Below are 17,003 nucleotides of genomic sequence, written 5' to 3' on the forward strand. Positions count from 1 at the left end.
CAGCGGATTCCGCCGGTCGGCGCTGTCGGTGGGCCCCGGTAGCGTAAACAGCATGAAGATCCTGCACACCTCGGACTGGCACATCGGGCGCACCTTCCATACCCATCCCACGCTCGAGCACCTGGGACTCGTGCTGGATGCCCTCGTTGCGGTGGTGGCGGAACGCGCTGTCGACGTGGTGGCGGTGGCGGGGGATGTGTTCGATTCTGCGATGCCCTCCAAAGAGAGCTATGCACTGCTGACCGACACGTTGCGGCGGTTGAAGGAGGCCGGGGCGTCCGTTGTGATGACGAGCGGCAATCATGATTCGGCGACTCGGCTCGGCTTCCAGTCGGAGTGGGCGGCACTGGCCGGCATTCACGTTGTGACCCGGCCCGATCAATACGCCTCACCCATCACCATCATCGACGAGCATGGCCCAGTGCATTTTTATGGAATCCCGTATCTCGAGCCCGCACTCATTCGCCACCTGCACCCGGGTGTATCGCTGAAAACGCACGAACAGGTTCTCGATTTCGCCATGACGCGGATTCGCGACGATCTGGCACTGCGCCGCCCCACTGAGTGCGGGGGCCGCAGCGTCGTACTCTCGCACTGCTTTGCGGCCGGCGTCGCCCCGGCCACCGAGTCGAGCGATGTGGAGCGCGACATCACCGCCGGCGGACTCGACGTCGTACCGCTTCAGGTTTTCGACGGGTGCGACTACGTCGCCCTCGGCCACATCCACGGGCGGGCCACTCTGACCGAGCGGGTGCGCTACTCCGGGGCGCCGCTGCACTACTCCTTCGCCGAGGCCGGCAAGGCGCGCGGCGCCTGGCTGGTCGAACTCGATGCCGGTGGTCTCGGCCCGATCGAGTGGGTCGACCTGCCCGTTCCGCGCCGACTCGTCGTTCTTACGGGTGAACTCGCTGATCTGCTCGCTGACGAGGCATACGCCGACAACGAGGGCGATTGGGTGAAAGCCATCCTGACCGACCAGGTGCGCCCGCTTGACGCCATGCGCGCACTTCACTCCCGATTTGCGCACGCGGTTGCGCTCGAGCACCGGCCAGCGTTCACCGTCGAAGCGGATGGCTCGACCTACGCCGAGCGTATTCGCGCGGCCACGGGTGATCCCGAGATCGTGGCGGGATTCTTGTCGTTCGTGCGCAATGGGGTCGGGCCCAGCGAGTTTGAAAGGGCGTTGATCGCAGAACTGCTGAACGAACAGAATGCGAAGGAGGTGAACGTATGAAGATCAAGCGACTGCGTCTGGCCGGGTTCGGACCATTCAAGAACGAACAGGTTGTCGATTTTGAACGCTTTGATGCCGACGGAATCTTCCTCATCACCGGTAAAACCGGCGCCGGTAAATCCAGTATCCTCGACGCCATTTGTTTCGCTCTGTATGACAAGGTGCCGCGGTTTCCCGACGGAAAGCAGCCGTTGCGCAGCGACTACTGTGAGCCCGATGATCCCACCTATGTCGAACTCGACTTCAGCCTGCGCGGGCGTGACTACCGTCTGTTGCGCACCCCGGAGTATGAGCGAGCCAAGAAGAAGGGCACTGGAACCACCACGGCAGCCGCCACTGCTGTGCTTTATGTTCTGCACGGCACCGAATGGCGGGCGAGTGCGGCCAAGGTACAAGCCGTCGGCCTTGAACTGAGCGCGATCCTGCCCTTGAAGGCCGACCAATTCCTCCAGGTGATCCTGCTCGCCCAGAACCGGTTCCAATATTTTCTACTGGCCAAAACCGATGAACGGCGTGCCGTGCTGCGCAGCCTGTTCGGAACCACCCGGTTCGAACGACTGGAAACCGCGCTCGTGCTGCGCCGCAAGTCACTCGACGACCGGCTCGCTGACGTACAGCGTGATGTCGCGGAACAGACCACCGCTGCCCTGCATCAGCTTCGACTGGCCGAAGCACCAGTCGCGCCCGACCTCGGCTGGTTCCGTGACGCTCTGGCCGGCCTGACTAGCGCAGTCGACATCGCCTCGGCGGAGGCGACCCGTGCGGCGGCTCGGCTGTCCGCTGTAAGCGAGGAACATAGAGCGGCAACGGAGACCCAGCGACGTCAGGCTCGGCGCGTTCTGGCCGACACAGCTCTTGCCACCCTCGAGAGCCGCCACGCCGCGGTCGAGGGGCAACGCGGCACGCTGCTGCGCGCGGCCCGTGCGGCACGGGTCTGGCCGCATATTCGGACTAGCCGGGCCGCGACTCGTGAATGGCAGACAGCCCTGGCCGATGAAACCACGGCCAGGACCGCTTGGTTGCCTTTTGGTGACAACGGTGCCAGTCATAACGGTGCGAGTGACAGCGGTGCCAGTGACAGCGCTGGCGATTCGCAGCGGGCGCTTCGTCCCATCATGGATGCCCTCGTAGGACGGCTCGGCGCGCTGGCAGAGGTGCTCGCGGAAGAAAAACAGCTTCCAGCCCTGAACCGAGAGATCACAGCCTTATTTGACGCGCTCGCCGGCCACACCGATAGCCTGACGAGTGCCCAGCAGCGAATCGATGAACTGCCCCAGCAGATCGATTTCGTCGGCGAGCAACTCACGGCGGCAACCCTCGCCGCAGCCGGAACGACAGACGCCGCTGAGGCCTTGCGCCGGGCTGAAATCGGGTTTGCGGCCGCCGAAGACGTGGTGGTTTTGCTGCAGGAATTGGCCACGGCAGACACTCAACTGTTGGAGCGCAGTCGTGACAACGCGGCAGCCGCTGTCGACTACGAGGCGCTCGTGACCCGCCGGTTCGCCGGGCAGGCGTCTGAACTAGCCAGCCGTCTGGTCGAAGGTCATCCCTGTGCGGTCTGCGGGGCCATCGAACACCCGGCTCCGGCAGCAGCGGAGGGCGAGCTGGTCACCGCAGCCGACCTCACCACGGCCCGCCTGCATATGCAGGGCCGCCAACAGGAGCTGACCGATGCCCAGGAGACCTCGACGTCGCTGACGAATCGTCTCGGGCAGGCGCAGGCGCTGGCCGCGCAGCGAAGCGTCGGTGAACTGCGAACCGAGTGCGTTGCTGCCCGTGCCCGGTTGGCCACCGCGCGCACGGCTGCTGACCTGATTGGCGGTCTTCGGCGCGAACAAGCCGACCTTCGGCAGTCCCAGACCACCGCTTCGGCTGCGCTGGTGAGCCTCCGTGCGGCACGCGATATGGCGGCCGATACCCATAGCGAGCGATCTGGGCAGCGCGACCTGCTCACGGCCCGCGTGGGCGCGCAGCGTGGTGCAAGCGATACCGTGACCGATCAAGTACGCGCACTGCAGCACGAGCTGGACTGCGCGCGCACACTGAGCGACGCCCTCATACTCAGCCGGCAACGCGCCGATGCCCGTGATGCGTCCACTCTCGACCTCGCGAACCAGCTGGCGGAGGAAGACTTCGATGATGAGGAGACGGCGTCCGGGGCGCGGCTTGACGAGGGCCAGGCCATCCAGCTGGCGAACGTCGTGCGGTCCTACGACGACCAACGTGCAGCAGCCTTGGCGTCTGTGGCCGATCCTGAGTTGGTCGATCTTCCCTCAGATCCGATCGATCTTGAGCCGTCCCTGCGAGCCTTCGAAGCCGCGAGCAACGCGCGCGATGACGCTGTGAGCTCGCACAGCTCGCTCGCCGAACGTGCCGGCCAGCTGCAAGCGCTCGTGCAGGGAGTCACGACACGATTTGCGGCATCCGCTGACCTGATAGACCAGCACTTTCAGGTGCGTGCGCTAGCCGATGTCATGCAGGGCGACGAACCGAACACGAAACGGATGCGTTTGGAGACCTATGTCCTGGCCGCCCAGCTGGAAGAAATTGTCGTGGCGGCGAACGTGCGTTTGCGCACGATGACAAGCGAACGCTACACCCTTGAACACGATGACTCGCGCGTGAAGGGTGGCGCGCGGTCTGGGTTGGGGCTGGCGATCCGAGATGAGTTCACCGGTCGCGCCCGGCCAACGCATTCGCTATCCGGGGGCGAGACATTCCTTGCTTCTCTCGCACTCGCGCTCGGGCTAGCCGAGGTGGTCACCGGGCAAGCGGGTGGTATCACCCTCGATACCCTGTTCGTCGACGAGGGCTTCGGCTCGCTCGACAGCGAGACCCTCGAGACTGCCATGAGCACCCTTGACACGCTGCGCGCCGGCGGACGCACGATCGGCCTGATCAGCCACGTTGACTCAATGAAAGAGCAGATTCCGGCGACGCTGCGCATCTCGGTCACCGATCAGGGATACAGCCGAATCGAGGCCGACACCCCGATCGAATGACTTTTCACAGGCCGTACTCTTGCTGTCCAATTGCCCTGTGGGGCAGCCGAGCTGAGGAAATGGAGGGCTTTGGCCATTGCCGATCAGTGGTGAGCCTGTCACGATCGGAGCGTTACCGCAACGAAGCGAGCCTGCCAGGGAGCCCGAATGAAAAAGATCCTCTATATCGACCTCGATAACACCCTCGTCAATGTGCAGTCGGGAATCGATCGACTCACCAATGCCGAATACTCGCGCTATGAGAAAAGACTCGACGAAGTGCCTGGAATTTTCGCCCGGATGGAACCGATCAGCGGTGCTATCGACGCTTTTCACACCCTCGCCCAATCGTTCGATACGTATATTCTCTCGATGGCCCCGTGGGGCAACGCGAGTGCCTGGCAACACAAGCTTGAGTGGGTGCAGGAACACCTCGGAGCAGAGGCCGGTGGGCCGGCCTACAAACGGCTCATTCTGTCGCACCACAAGCATCTCAATCGCGGCGACTTTCTCGTCGACGACGGATCAGCCGTTGGCGCTGACCGGTTTGAGGGCGAACTGATCAAGTTTCTGACCCCACTGTTTCCCGACTGGAACACGGTGACGCGCTATCTGCTGGAGCGTGCCGGCAACTCGCCGTACCCGGACGTGGCGCGCCGGACCGGAAAGCGACCGGCGATACGGGGCGGAGCCGCTTTTTCTCGATAACCGCGATTGTCTCGCTATCCTCATGCCGTTCGACCGGTCTCAACTTACTTGAGTGAAACCCGCAGCGGAAAAGGTTGACGTAGGCCTTGAGTGCCCGCCTGCGGCGTTGTATATTAAAGTTCGCGTGGACCAGTTCTGGTACCCTGCCGAACGAACTGGTCCTTCCTGCGTTGCACGATTCCGACCGGTAATCACGTTTCGCGGCTCACCAAACTAAGTCGTGATCTTTTGATTAGGGGTTTACCCACATGTGAATATGGGGTAATCTCACTTTCAGACAGGCATGGATCGGTCTCGGTGATTTACTCGGGCTGGTGCGGGCCACCAAGTGATCGGGTGAAGACGATGGTGGAACTGAAGAAGACGACGGAACTCAAATCGGATTTCATTCCGATGGGCGAGGTGTGTGCCGATGAGCGTTCGAGAATGGCTTTCGGCAAAGCGGGTGTGCACCGCGACGACCGGTATGCCGTAGCAGTGAACGCCGAGGGTGAGATTCTCCTGACCCCGCTCGTGTCGATCCCGCGTCGTGAGCTTCTGGTCTGGGACGACGAAGGCATCCGTGCCGCACTGGTGCGCGGCCTCGAACACAGCAGCAAGGAAGACACCAGCGAGGGTGGCGACTTTACCCGGTTTGCCGGTGAGGAGCACGCGGTCGATGAGTCGGCCGCTCCCGCCGAGCCCCAGTCATGAGCTTTACGCTCTTACTCACAAGGGAAGCGGCGTCTGGATTATCCATCCTCGAAACGAAACCTCAACTGGTCGGTCGACTGAAGCGGGTCCGTACTGCTCTCGGACGGCTGCAGCTCAACCCCGACGATCCCGCATTGCGCTCGCACAGATACGTGTCGCTAGCTGGAAAGAAGGGAGAGGCGGTCTGGGACTCGTATATCGAACATCGCACGCCGACCGCCGGCCGCATCTACTGGCACTACGGCCCCGGCCTTGACCGCATCACCGTCGTGATCATCACGCCACACCCGTAGTTCTTTCCGTGCCGGCTGTTACACCCTAGAACGGGTGGAGCAGCCGGTGCAAAAACTGGCGGGTGCGTTCCTGCTGCGGGTGCCGCAGCAACTGTTTCGGCTCGCCATGCTCGACGATGACGCCGCCGTCCACGAAGGCGATCTCATGCGCGACCTCGCGGGCGAATTCGAGTTCATGCGTGACGATGACCATGCTCCAGCCTTCGTCGGCCAGCTCCTTGATCAGGCGCAGCACATCGCCCACGAGCTCCGGATCGAGGGCCGAGGTCGGCTCGTCAAATAAGAGCAGCTGCGGGCGCAGCGCGAGGGCCCGCACAATGCCGACCCGCTGCTGCTGGCCGCCGGAGAGTTCAAACGGAAAGCTGCCCTGCTTGTCTGTCAGGCCGACCCGTGCGAGAAGGGCGAGCGCCTCGGCCGTAACCTCGGCGATCGGGCGGCGTTGCACGATGACCGGTCCTTCGATCACGTTCTGCAACACGGTCTTATGCGGAAACAGGTTGTAGTGCTGAAAGACCATGGCCGACCTGTCACGCAGGGCGCCGAGCGCTTTCGGCGAGGTCTTCGCGGCGAAGTCAATGGTCACCGACGCGGACGACGCGGGGCCCCTGCCGGTAGTGGTGCCGCCACCAGCCCGGTCAACAATTCCTGCAGCGGCGACCTCGATGGTGCCGCCGTCGGGAAGCTCCAGTCCGTTCAGGCACCGCAAAATTGTGGTCTTACCGGAGCCGGACGGACCGATCAGGGCCAGCACCCGGCCGCGGCCTACGGTGAGGTCGACCGATTCCAGCACCCGATTGCTGCCGAAACTCTTCTGCAGCCCGCGCACGCGGAGCAGGGCGGCGGATGCCGCATCATCTGTTTGGCCGGTCGTCGTGGGGGGATCAGCGGGCGACATAGCGGTCCAATCGCTTCTCAAGAAAACTCTGCCCGGTGGACAGCACCAGGCAGATGACCCAGTAGATGAGGGCTGCTTCGAGGTAGATCAGCATGAATTTTTGACTGAAGGCCGTGATCTGTTGCGCCTCACGGAATAGGTCGGTGACCAGAATCAGGGAGGCGAGTGAGGTGTCCTTGACCAGGCTGATGAACGTATTCGACAGGGGCGGCACCGAAACACGGGCAGCCTGCGGCAGGATAATGCGGGCGAGGGCCCGACGGTGGGACATGCCGATCATATAGGCGGCTTCCCACTGGCCCTTCGGCACGGAAAGAATCGCTGCGCGGATGACTTCGGCGGCATAACCGCCGACGTTGATGGAGAAGGCGATTACAGCGCTTGGCCATGGCTCGATGGTCACGCCGATCGACGGCAGTCCGTAGAAGATCACGAACAGCTGCACGAGCAGCGGCGTGCCGCGCACGATCGAGATATAGCCGCGAGCGATGCCCGACACCCAACGCTTCGCCGATAACCGCATGAGAGCGAGAACGAGAGCGAGTACGAGGCCGATCGCGAACGACGTCAGGGCAAGGGGAATCGTGCCCCGCACCGCGCCGTCCAGCAGTGGCCAGAGCGAGCCGACGAACAACTCCCAATCAGGCTGAATCATCGAATAATCGAGCTATTGGCTGACGTCGGCGCCGAAGTACTTGTCGGAGAGCTCGGCGAGCGTTCCGTCGGCGGTGAGGGTCGCGAGCGCACCGCTCACGGCCTCGGCCAGCGCGGTGCCGTCTTTCGCGAAGGCGAAGGCACTCTCCGAACGTTCCGTCGTCTCGGCGGCGATTTTCAGGTTGTCGGCGCCGGTGGACTTCTGGTAATCGAGGAAGGTCAGTTTGTCGTTGACCGTGGCATCCACTCGACCCTGCTCGACCAGGGTGACCGATTGGGCCCAGCCCTCGACGGCTTCGACGGTCGCGCCGCTCTCGGTGGCCAGCGTGTTCCAGTTGCTGGTCAGCGACTGCGCCGTGGTGAGGCCCTTGAGGCTGGCGAACGACGTGATCGACGTATTGTCGGCGGGAACGACGATGACGCCGGTGGAGTAGGTGTAGGGCGTGGAGAACTCGTACGAGCCCACGCGTTCCGGGGTGATCGAGACCTGATTGGCGATCATGTTCCAGCGGCCGGCGGTGAGGCCGGCGAAAATGGCATCCCACTGGGTTTCTTCGAACACGGCGTCGACGCCGAGCTCGGCGGCGACAGCTCGCGCCACCTCGACATCGTAGCCAGTGAGTTCGCCCGAACCGCCTTCATGGAACGAGAACGGCCGATAGGTACCCTCGGTGCCGATCGTGAGGGTGCCCGAGTCGAGCACACTGCTCAGCGACTCATCGGTGGCGCTCGGCGCGGAGCAGCCGGTGAGGGCGAGGGCAACGACACTGAGCAGGGCAGCCGGAAAGAGTCTGAGCTTCATAAAAAGTACGCCTAACGAGCTAGATGGGGAGCGCGAGTCGTGTTGGTGCTGCCCCGGAGTGTGCGGAAGTCGCGAGTAGCGCCTTCTGTAGGTTGCCAAGGAGCTGCAAGGCGCAGTTATTCCGGCTACGTCCAATATAAGGGCTACGAACGCAGGGCCAGGGCGAATGGGAGCACTGCCGATGCTCCGTGCCGTCGCAGCACCCGACTTGCCACGGTCACGGTCCACCGGCTGTCGGCGAGATCGTCGATCAGTAAAATGGGGCGGCCGTCGAACGCAGCGAGTGCCTCAGCCAGCTCGGCGCCAACAGCGAAGCGGTCCCACACGCTGGATAGCCGGTAGGCGCTGTTGCCGCCCGGCTCCCCGGTGGGGCCTCCGTTCACCCAGTCCAAGGCGCCGAGCAGGGGCAACCGACCGACGTCGGATAACGATCGTGCCACCGAATCGATGAGGAGTGGATGCCGTCGCGACGGCATCGAGACGATGGCTGCCGGACGCTCTGCCCACCCCCACTCGGCGAGCACCCGCACACAGGCGGCCAGAAGGGCCGGTGGGGCGGCGGCATCCGCTGCCTGGGCGTCGAATAGGTCCCGCAGCGGGCCACCCCAGCCGAGGTCGGTCAGGCGGGCCAGCGCGCGGCCGGGCTCGGCGCGTTCGCCGAGCGCAATCTTGCCGGAGGCCGCGACGCCGAGGCTGCTCATGCCGGTGGGCCACTGCGCACGCACATCGATGGCGACGCCGACTCGATCGAGCGATTGCGTGGCCGTCGCCACGGCTCCCTCGGCCACATCCCTCGGGTACCAGGCGCCCTGGCAATTATCACAACGACCGCACGCCACCGCAGTCTCATCGTCGAGGGCGCGCTGCAGAAACTCCATGCGGCATCCACTGGTGGTTTCGAATTCGAGCATGGCCTGCTGCTCACCGAGCCGGGCGGCAGCGATGCGTTCGTAACGCTCCTTGTCGTAGACCCAGGGCTGCCCAGTGGACTGCCAACCGCCTTTGACCCGGTGCACCGCGCCGTCGACGTCGAGTACCTTGAGCAGCAGCTCGAGCGGGGTGCGCTTGAGGTCGACCCGGGCCTCGAGCGCCGGGGTGGATAGGGGTGCGCCGGCGGCTTCGAGTGCGCCGACCACAGCGAGGGCCTTGGCCTGATTGGGCATTGAGGCGGTGGCGAAATAATGCCAGATGGCCTCATCTTCGGCGCCGGGCAGCAGCAATACGTCGGCCGAGGCGGTGGCACGGCCGGCGCGACCAACCTGCTGGTAGTAGGCAACGGGGGAGGACGGCGCGCCCAGGTGCAGGACGAAGCCAAGGTCGGGTTTGTCGAATCCCATTCCGAGGGCGCTCGTGGCGATGAGGGCTTTGACCTGGTTGGTCTTGAGCAACTCCTCGGATTCTTCGCGTTCGGCCGTGTCCGTCTGGCCGGTGTAGGCGCGCACGGCGTGACCGGCCTCCCGCAGCAGCCGGGCGGTGTCTTCGGCAGCCGCCACGGTGAGGGTATAGATGATGCCGCTGCCGGGCAGGTCGCCGAGGTGGCTGAGCAGCCAGGCGAGGCGCGCCCGCGAATCGGGCAGGCGCAGCACACCGAGCCGCAGCGACGAGCGGGCGAGCGGACCGCGAATGGTGACGACTTCAGCGGTTTTGGCGACGGCGCCATCGAAGCCGGTGGCGACCATGCCAACCTGCTCCGCGACATCCTGCACGACGCGGCTGTTGGCGGTGGCCGTGGTGGCGAGCACGGGCACGCCGGCCGGCATCTGGGCGATCAGGTCGCGCAGGCGGCGGTAGTCCGGTCGAAAATCATGGCCCCAGTCGGAGATGCAGTGCGCCTCATCGACCACGAGCAGTCCAACCCGGGAAATCAGGGCGGGCAGCTGCTCATCGCGGAAAGAGGGATTGTTCAGTCGTTCGGGCGACACCAACAGCACGTCGACCTCGTCGGCGTCAAGCAGGAGTCGCACATCGTTCCACTCGTGCGCGTTCGATGAGTTAATCGACACCGCCCGCACCCCGGCACGGGCCGCGGCGGCGACCTGGTCACGCATCAGGGCGAGCAGCGGCGAGACCAAAATGGTCGGGCCAGCGCCCTGGCGTCGCAGCAGCAGGGTCGCTACAAAGTACACGGCCGATTTGCCCCACCCGGTGCGCTGCACCACAAGCGCGCGGCGTCGGTCGTCGACCAGGGTTTCGATGGCCTCGAATTGTCCGTCATGGAAGTCGGCGTCGGCTCGCCCTACCAGGGTGCGCAGAATGGCGAGAGCGGATTCGCGGGTGTCGGTCATCCTTCAAGGGTGCCAGATGCCACCGACAACACCGTCCCATATTCTCGCGATACTGATCGCTGGTCGACTCGCCTGGCGCAACTCACCGAAACGCCGTTACTCCACAACGTACATGTGGAACTTTCTGGGCGCATGGCGGCGCGGGCTGGGTCTGCAGCGCGTGTCGCAGGGTATTCGCCACCTTCGAGCGGGATCGCTCAGTAGGCTCGGTGGGTGAACGTGATTCAGGAGATCGAAACGCGGCTGCCGGAACAGGCCGTTGTCGGTTTTCGCCGACTCATCGGGCAGGCTCGGGTGAAAGATCCGATCCTGCTGCAGGAGCGGGCCATGGCCCGCATGGTGGCCCCGGCGCAGTGGATCCTGACCCGGGTCGGGGCCGACGGCATCCGTTTGACCAAGGCGGGAAACCTGCCGCCTTCGGTCGTCCTTGAAGCATCGGCCGAGCTCGACTGGGGCTGGCCGATCAGCGTGAACCGCGAGGCGCACCTGCGTCCGTTGCAGGAACTGCGCGGCCACCTGCGCGACGTCGGGCTGCTGCGGGTCAGCAAGGGGACGCTCGTGCTCACCAAGAAGGGTCGCTCCCTCTCCGGCACCCCCCGCGAACTCTGGTGGTACCTTGCCAGCACCATTCACCACAGCCGCACACCGGCCGTGGGTGACGCCACCCGTCTGTTGCTGTTGTTCGTTGCGACCCGCGGCCTGGCGCGACGCGAGGACTACCTCACAACCCTGTCGCGCTCGCTCGGTTCGCTCGGCTGGGTACAGTTCGACGGCCAGGAACCGACGACGCAGTCGGTCTGGCACCTCGTCGACACGAAATGGCGCCTGCTCGACCGACTCGGAGTGTTCGAGCAGACCGAAGCGTGGCACGGCGACCGCGGCACGGTCACCGTCGGCGGCGCCGCTTTCGCGCGCGCTGCGTTGCAGGCCGACGCGCCCGCCGAGTAGGAGCACGCCCGCGGCATCCGCTGCCCCCGCGCGGGTGGTTGGATGGATGAATGGATGCAACACTCGACTACATCGCCGATTTTTCCGCCTTTCTGCAAGCGTCACCGTCGTCGTACCACGCCGCTGCAGAAGTAGCCCGGCGGCTGCACGCGGCCGGCTTCATCCGGCTGGATGAGCCGGAGAATTGGACGATCGACGAGGCCGCTGGATACTACGTCGTGCGTGACGGCGCTGTCATCGCCTGGTCGCAGCCGGCCGGGGCCGAGCCGACGACACCGTTTCGCATTCTCGGCGCCCACACCGACTCCCCGGGTTTCAAGCTCAAGCCCAAACCCACCATCAGCTCACACGGCTGGCTGCAGGCGGGAGTCGAGGTCTACGGCGGGCCGCTGCAGAACTCGTGGCTTGATCGCGAGCTTGAACTCGCCGGTCGGCTGGTCACCCGGCAGGGTATCGAGCACCTCGTGCGTACCGGACCGTTTTTGCGCATTCCACAACTCGCCGTGCACCTCGACCGCGACGTGAACAATGGCCTGACCCTCGACCGGCAACGCCACCTCACGCCCGTCTTCGGCGTCGGCGAGGCATCCGAGGCAGACCTGGTAGCCCACCTGGCGGGCCTGGCCGGGCTTCGGGCAGCGGATATCGCCGGTTACGACATTCTCACCGCCGACACCAACCCGCCGGCCACCTTCGGCCTCGGCGACAAACTGTTCGCCGCCGGCCGTCTCGACAATCTCTCGTCGGTCTATGCGGGCCTGCACGCGCTCATCGCGACCAGCCGCCTGACAACGGGGGACTCGATCAATGTGCTCGCCGCCTTCGACCACGAAGAGCTCGGTTCGCAGTCCCGCTCCGGCGCCAGCGGGCCGTTTCTGGACGACATTCTGACCCGCATCGGTCACGGCCTCGGCGCGACCGGGTCGGAGCGGCTGCAGGCCTACGCCGAATCGTGGTGCCTCTCCGCTGACGCCGGCCATGCCGTGCACCCGAACTACCCCGAGCGCCACGATCCGGCCAACCAGCCCATTCTCGGCGGCGGCCCGTTACTGAAAATCAATGCCAACCAGCGCTATGCGACGGATGCCCATGGCGCGGCCCTCTGGGCGCGCACCTGTGCCCGGGCGAACGTGGAGTATCAGGAGTTCGTCTCGAACAACACCGTTCCCTGCGGTTCGACCATCGGGCCGCTGACGGCGACCCGGTTGGGCATCCGGGTCGTGGATGTCGGCGTGCCGCTTCTGTCGATGCACTCGGCCCGGGAAATGTGCCACGTCAACGATCCGCAGTCGCTCGCAGCAGCGACCGCGGTTTTCTTCGCACCCGAAGTCTGATCCGTGCAGGGCCCCGCCCTCGGCGACCGCGCACCGTCGTTGCCCTGCTGCATCTGAGCGCCGCGTTCGCCATCACGGTGATTCTGCTGCTGGGAGTGCGGCGTCGCGCCCAGCGCGGGCAGAACGCTCTGTCGGTCGCGTGACCGGTGGAGTTACGGCGCGCTAGGGTGCTCCAGTTGTTTCGTTGCGGCGATGCGCGCGAGCCGCGTCCGAGCGGCATCCTCTGAGGTCGACGAGGGGCCAAGCAGAGCGCGCACGACACCGAGGACCAGTCGGGTTCCCCAGATCGTGGGCAGGAGTGATCGTTTCAGGCCGAGCATGTCGCGATACTCGCGGGGGATCGACGCGACGGCGCCGGCGAACATGATGCGGTAGAACGGCAGCATCCCGCGGCTGAGTGGTGGGTAACGGATGAACCGTACCGCTTCGGCCACGCGGGCGTCGCTCTTGAGCGTTCCGGCACTGCGAAAGGCTTCGAGCTGCGCGGCAAGCTCGGCCGCCGAATGCGGGGCATTCCGCACGCCGACGAGCTCGCCGGCAGTCGCCCATTCGTCGACGTAACGATCGGCGCCACCGGGAATAGCTGTGCCCCACAGCAGGTGGGATTGCAGAAAAGCGTCGGTGAAGACGACGTGTACCCACGACAGAAGCTCGGGGTCGTCGGCGGCATAGGGCCGTTCCTCGCCTCGAGCATCGAGATAGGTGCCGATCACCCGGTCGTGAAAGTGTGCGACCCGTCCCGATTCCCGCTCAGCGACAACGGTATCGGCGAAGGTGACCGTGATGAGCCATTGGATGGTGCCGGAGAGGCGGCCGAGCGGGTCTTCGTGGTACCGCGACCAGTCGTGCACGCCGGCCATAGCGCCCGGATGCAGGGTCTGCATGAGGAGAGCGCGAATGCCGGCGACCATGGTTGCCATGCCACCATGCACGGTCCAGACAGCACTTCCCGGGCCGAAGAAGCCAGCGTTGTCTCCCGTGGCAATCTGGCCGACCCATTTCGGTCGCCCCTCGCTGTTCCCCGAGAGGGTCACTAAGAGATGCGAGCGCCAGCTATCCGTGAATCTGCCCATATCCGGATGGTAGCCCCGCCTCGCTGGACGACTGCCGTAAGCGGCTGCCGGGCTAGCGGGTCATCATCGCATATGACGCGCGGAGACGTCAGCTGTCCGGGTCCACGGGGTGCGCCGTTCGCGACGGCTGAACGGATGATGAATTCCGTTTCGGCTGCGCGGAAAGCAGGTCCTCCGACGCTTGTACGCCGGTTCGAAACTGACGCACACCGGTTTATTCGACTGCTCGGCGCGGCATCCGCGGACACCCGAAGTAGGCTGATCAGGTGAGCAATCGATACCCAGCACGATGAACGCGTCCACGAAGGCAACTGACCTGGCACCCGGATCGAACAGAAAAGTCATCGTGTTGGCCGTCGCCGGCGCCCTCGGCGGATTTCTGTTCGGGTTCGACTCTTCGGTCATCAACGGGGCCGTCAACGCGGTGCAGCAGGAATTCGGACTGAACGCTACCCTTACCGGTTTCGCGGTGGCCTGCGCGCTGCTCGGCGCCGCGGCCGGTGCGTTCTTCGGCGGTCGCTTCGCCGACCGCTACGGACGCATCCCCATGATGGTGGTCGGCGGCGTGGTCTTTCTGGTCAGCTCGATCGGCTCAGGTTTCGCGTTCGGCGTCGTCGACCTGATCATCTGGCGAATCATCGGCGGGCTCGGTATCGGCCTCGCGTCCGTTGTCGCACCGGCTTATATCGCCGAAATTTCACCGCGGCACATGCGCGGACGACTCGGCTCCCTGCAACAGCTTGCGATCACGCTGGGCATCTTCACCGCGCTGCTTTCCGACGCCATGTTCGCCGAGGGTGCTGGCGGAGCAGCCGGTGAGTTCTGGTTCGGGCTGGAAGCCTGGCGCTGGATGTTCCTCGTCGGCGCCGTGCCGGCCGTCGTGTACGGCGGTATCGCGTTCGTCCTTCCAGAATCCCCGCGTTTCCTCATTCTCAAAGACAAAGAAGCGGATGCCCGCGCCGTGTTCACCCGGCTCTGGCCGAGCGGGGACGTCGACCGGGAGATTCGCGACATGCGTCGCTCGATCGAGGTCGATGCGCGGTCACAGAAGGCGGGGTCTCTGCGCGGCAGTGCCTTCGGTCTCAAGCCGATTGTCTGGGTCGGCATCATCTTGTCGGTGTTCCAGCAGTTCGTCGGCATCAACGTGATCTTCTACTATTCGACCACCCTCTGGAGCGCGGTCGGCTTCGAGGAATCCAATTCGCTGACCATCTCGGTGATCACCTCGGTCACCAACATTCTGGTCACCCTGGTGGCGATCGCCCTGGTCGACCGGATCGGCCGACGACCGATCCTGTTGGCCGGCTCCATCGGCATGACGGTGTCGCTGGCAACAATGGCGGCGGCGTTCAGCCAGTCGGTCACAGTCGACGGCGCGCTCAGCCTGCCGGGTGCCTGGGCGCCGATCGCGCTCGTTGCCGCAAACCTGTTCGTGATCTCATTCGGAGCTTCCTGGGGCCCGGTTGTATGGGTGCTCCTCGGCGAGATGTTCCCCAACTCGATTCGTGCCAAGGCCCTCGGGCTGGCTGCCGCCGCGCAATGGATCGCGAACTTCTTGATCACGGTCAGCTTTCCGCCGATGGCGGATGCCTCCCTACCGATCACCTATGCCCTGTATGCCCTGTTCGCCGGACTATCATTCTGGTTCGTGCTGCGCAAGGTGCCCGAAACCAATGGAATGTCGCTGGAGGAGGCTGACACTCTGCTCCCGCCGAAGAACTCAGCACGGAAGGCCGCTTCCGTCAAGTAGGCATCTAAGCAGTATTTGGCGATACCCACAAGCCCCCGAACGGGTTGTCGCGATTCGGCCGGTTTGTGGATAACTTCACAGGACAAGATTGTGGAGTGTGGCCATGCCCGAACGTGGATACGCCGTTATAAGTTTGAAAACTACCGGACTGTTCCCGTATCAACGGGATCGGGTCGTCGAGGTCGCTGTGGTGCACCTCGACGTGGGCGGTCGCATTGCTGCGCGTTGGCAAACCGTTGTGAACCCGGGGAGCAACGCCGGGGACGTGGCGAACCACGGCGTCAGCACCGCCGAACTCCTGCGCGCGCCGACGTTCGAGCAGATTGCACCGCGCCTGGTCGACCTGCTCCGGGGCCGGGTATTGGTGACGCACAATGCCCAGTTCGTCACCGGATTTCTCATGCGCGAGTTCGAGCTGATGGGTTATGCCCCCGGCCGCGGACTCGAGGCCGTCTGCACCATGCACCTGGCCCGCACCTATTTGCCCGGCGCTGGTCGGCTGCTGGTCGATTGCTGCGCCGCCTATGACATTGAAATCGAGCCCGGACCGGGGGCCCTGGTGCAGGCCGTGGCCTGCGCGAGTCTTCTCGCCGCCTACGTGCAGGGTTCGCCCCTCGTCACGCCGTGGAACAACGCTCTTGACCGTGCCGAGCGATCCGCCTGGCCGAGAATCACCGCTGCCACCGACGCAGAGTGGGTGCAGCGCGACCCGTCAACGCCGGGCGACGAAGCACCGGCACCGAGCTTCCTGGCCCGCGCGGCTGTAAAACTCCCCGACTACACCGGTCCCGAAGAACATCTCGACTACCTCGCCCTGCTCGATTTGTGCCTGCTCGATCATGTTCTCTCGCCGCAGGAAACACGTGAACTTCGGGTTTTGGCAGAATTCAGCGGTGTAACGGTCGCCGAGGGCATCGCACTGCATCGCCGCTATTTTGAGGACCTCGTGCAGGTTGCCTGGTTGAACGGCGCCCTCAGCGTCGCAGATTCTGCCGACCTGATCGCGGTCGCCCGCATGCTCGATGTCGCTCCGAAAATCGTTGCCGCCGCACTGGCAGCACCCGCCTCGGTGGTGCAGCTGCCACTCGCCTCGATCGACAGTGTGCTGCTGGAACAGGGCGACATCGTCGTGCTCACCGGTGATATGGCCAGGGCCCGTTCCGACTGGGGCCGAGAACTGGTTGCTCGGGGTCTGTCCCTGGGCACGGCGGTCACCCTGCGCACGCGCCTGCTCGTTGCCGCCAACCCCGCGTCGATCACCGGCAAGACCGGGAAGGCCCGCGACTACGGCATTCCGATCGTCTCCGAATTCGGCCTGCGGTCTCTTATCGGAGTGCGCTGACCGGGCCGGGG

The 17,003-nt window shown here is 64.7% G+C and carries 14 protein-coding genes; 9 read left to right on the forward strand and 5 right to left on the reverse strand.

All coding sequences use genetic code 11. From position 1 onward, the window contains the following. Nucleotides 1-52: 52 nt before the first annotated feature. The 5 genes from E3T38_RS15570 to E3T38_RS17225 all read left to right on the forward strand — a co-directional run bounded on the left by E3T38_RS15570 (nucleotide 53) and on the right by E3T38_RS17225 (nucleotide 5,909). Nucleotides 53-1,234 carry an exonuclease SbcCD subunit D C-terminal domain-containing protein gene (locus E3T38_RS15570; protein WP_134549017.1) on the forward strand — a complete coding sequence of 394 codons (1,182 nt, stop codon included), beginning with the start codon at nucleotides 53-55 and terminating at the stop codon, nucleotides 1,232-1,234. Then, nucleotides 1,231-4,236, forward strand: coding sequence for an AAA family ATPase (locus E3T38_RS15575; protein ID WP_134549018.1), 3,006 nt, complete (start codon nucleotides 1,231-1,233; stop codon nucleotides 4,234-4,236). Before E3T38_RS15570 ends, E3T38_RS15575 begins: the two co-directional genes overlap by 4 nt. Before the next feature lie 147 nt (nucleotides 4,237-4,383). Next, nucleotides 4,384-4,923, forward strand: coding sequence for a hypothetical protein (locus E3T38_RS15580; protein ID WP_104196667.1), 540 nt, complete (start codon nucleotides 4,384-4,386; stop codon nucleotides 4,921-4,923). Nucleotides 4,924-5,349: 426 nt separating this feature from the next. Continuing rightward, complete coding sequence (locus E3T38_RS15585; RefSeq protein WP_241984512.1) at nucleotides 5,350-5,616, forward strand: hypothetical protein; 267 nt, start codon at nucleotides 5,350-5,352, stop codon at nucleotides 5,614-5,616. A 152-nt stretch (nucleotides 5,617-5,768) separates the two neighbouring features. Further along, on the forward strand, nucleotides 5,769-5,909 hold the full coding sequence (locus E3T38_RS17225) for a hypothetical protein (RefSeq protein ID WP_241984513.1): 141 nt from the start codon (nucleotides 5,769-5,771) through the stop codon (nucleotides 5,907-5,909). 25 nt (nucleotides 5,910-5,934) lie between these two features. Here E3T38_RS17225 and E3T38_RS15595 read toward each other — a convergent pair whose 3' ends face one another. The 4 genes from E3T38_RS15595 to E3T38_RS15610 form a co-directional block, all read right to left on the reverse strand. After that, complete coding sequence (locus E3T38_RS15595; protein WP_134549019.1) at nucleotides 5,935-6,804, reverse strand: amino acid ABC transporter ATP-binding protein; 870 nt, start codon at nucleotides 6,802-6,804, stop codon at nucleotides 5,935-5,937. Beyond that, entirely contained in the window at nucleotides 6,791-7,459 is a 669-nt protein-coding gene (locus E3T38_RS15600) for an amino acid ABC transporter permease (RefSeq protein WP_134549020.1), read from the reverse strand. Before E3T38_RS15600 ends, E3T38_RS15595 begins: the two co-directional genes overlap by 14 nt. 12 nt (nucleotides 7,460-7,471) lie before the next feature. Then, nucleotides 7,472-8,260, reverse strand: coding sequence for an amino acid ABC transporter substrate-binding protein (locus E3T38_RS15605; RefSeq protein ID WP_134549021.1), 789 nt, complete (start codon nucleotides 8,258-8,260; stop codon nucleotides 7,472-7,474). Between the two features lie 143 nt (nucleotides 8,261-8,403). Beyond that, a complete protein-coding gene (locus E3T38_RS15610) occupies nucleotides 8,404-10,545 on the reverse strand; it encodes an ATP-dependent DNA helicase RecQ (protein ID WP_134549022.1) in 2,142 nt (713 codons plus the stop codon). A 213-nt stretch (nucleotides 10,546-10,758) separates the two neighbouring features. Between E3T38_RS15610 and E3T38_RS15615 the strand changes: the two genes are divergently transcribed. Both E3T38_RS15615 and E3T38_RS15620 read left to right on the forward strand, forming a co-directional pair. After that, entirely contained in the window at nucleotides 10,759-11,493 is a 735-nt protein-coding gene (locus E3T38_RS15615) for a hypothetical protein (RefSeq protein WP_104196674.1), read from the forward strand. Between the two features lie 50 nt (nucleotides 11,494-11,543). Next, complete coding sequence (locus E3T38_RS15620; RefSeq protein WP_134549023.1) at nucleotides 11,544-12,827, forward strand: M18 family aminopeptidase; 1,284 nt, start codon at nucleotides 11,544-11,546, stop codon at nucleotides 12,825-12,827. A gap of 152 nt (nucleotides 12,828-12,979) precedes the next feature. On the opposite strand, the gene E3T38_RS15625 is transcribed toward E3T38_RS15620, so the two are convergent. Then, the gene (locus E3T38_RS15625; RefSeq protein WP_134549024.1) at nucleotides 12,980-13,900 is read right to left on the reverse strand and encodes an oxygenase MpaB family protein; all 921 of its coding nucleotides are present in this window, start codon (nucleotides 13,898-13,900) and stop codon (nucleotides 12,980-12,982) included. A gap of 289 nt (nucleotides 13,901-14,189) precedes the next feature. On the opposite strand from E3T38_RS15625, the gene E3T38_RS15630 reads away from it, so the two are divergent. Beyond that, nucleotides 14,190-15,650 (forward strand): sugar porter family MFS transporter, encoded by a 1,461-nt coding sequence (locus E3T38_RS15630; protein ID WP_134549025.1) that lies wholly within the window; start codon nucleotides 14,190-14,192, stop codon nucleotides 15,648-15,650. A gap of 103 nt (nucleotides 15,651-15,753) precedes the next feature. After that, nucleotides 15,754-16,992: an exonuclease domain-containing protein gene (locus E3T38_RS15635; protein WP_134549026.1), complete on the forward strand. Its 1,239-nt coding sequence runs from the start codon at nucleotides 15,754-15,756 to the stop codon at nucleotides 16,990-16,992. The last annotated feature ends 11 nt before the right edge of the window (nucleotides 16,993-17,003 follow it).

Origin of the sequence: Cryobacterium sp. Hb1 (genome assembly GCF_004403585.1) — a bacterium.
GTDB lineage: Bacteria > Actinomycetota > Actinomycetes > Actinomycetales > Microbacteriaceae > Cryobacterium > Cryobacterium lyxosi.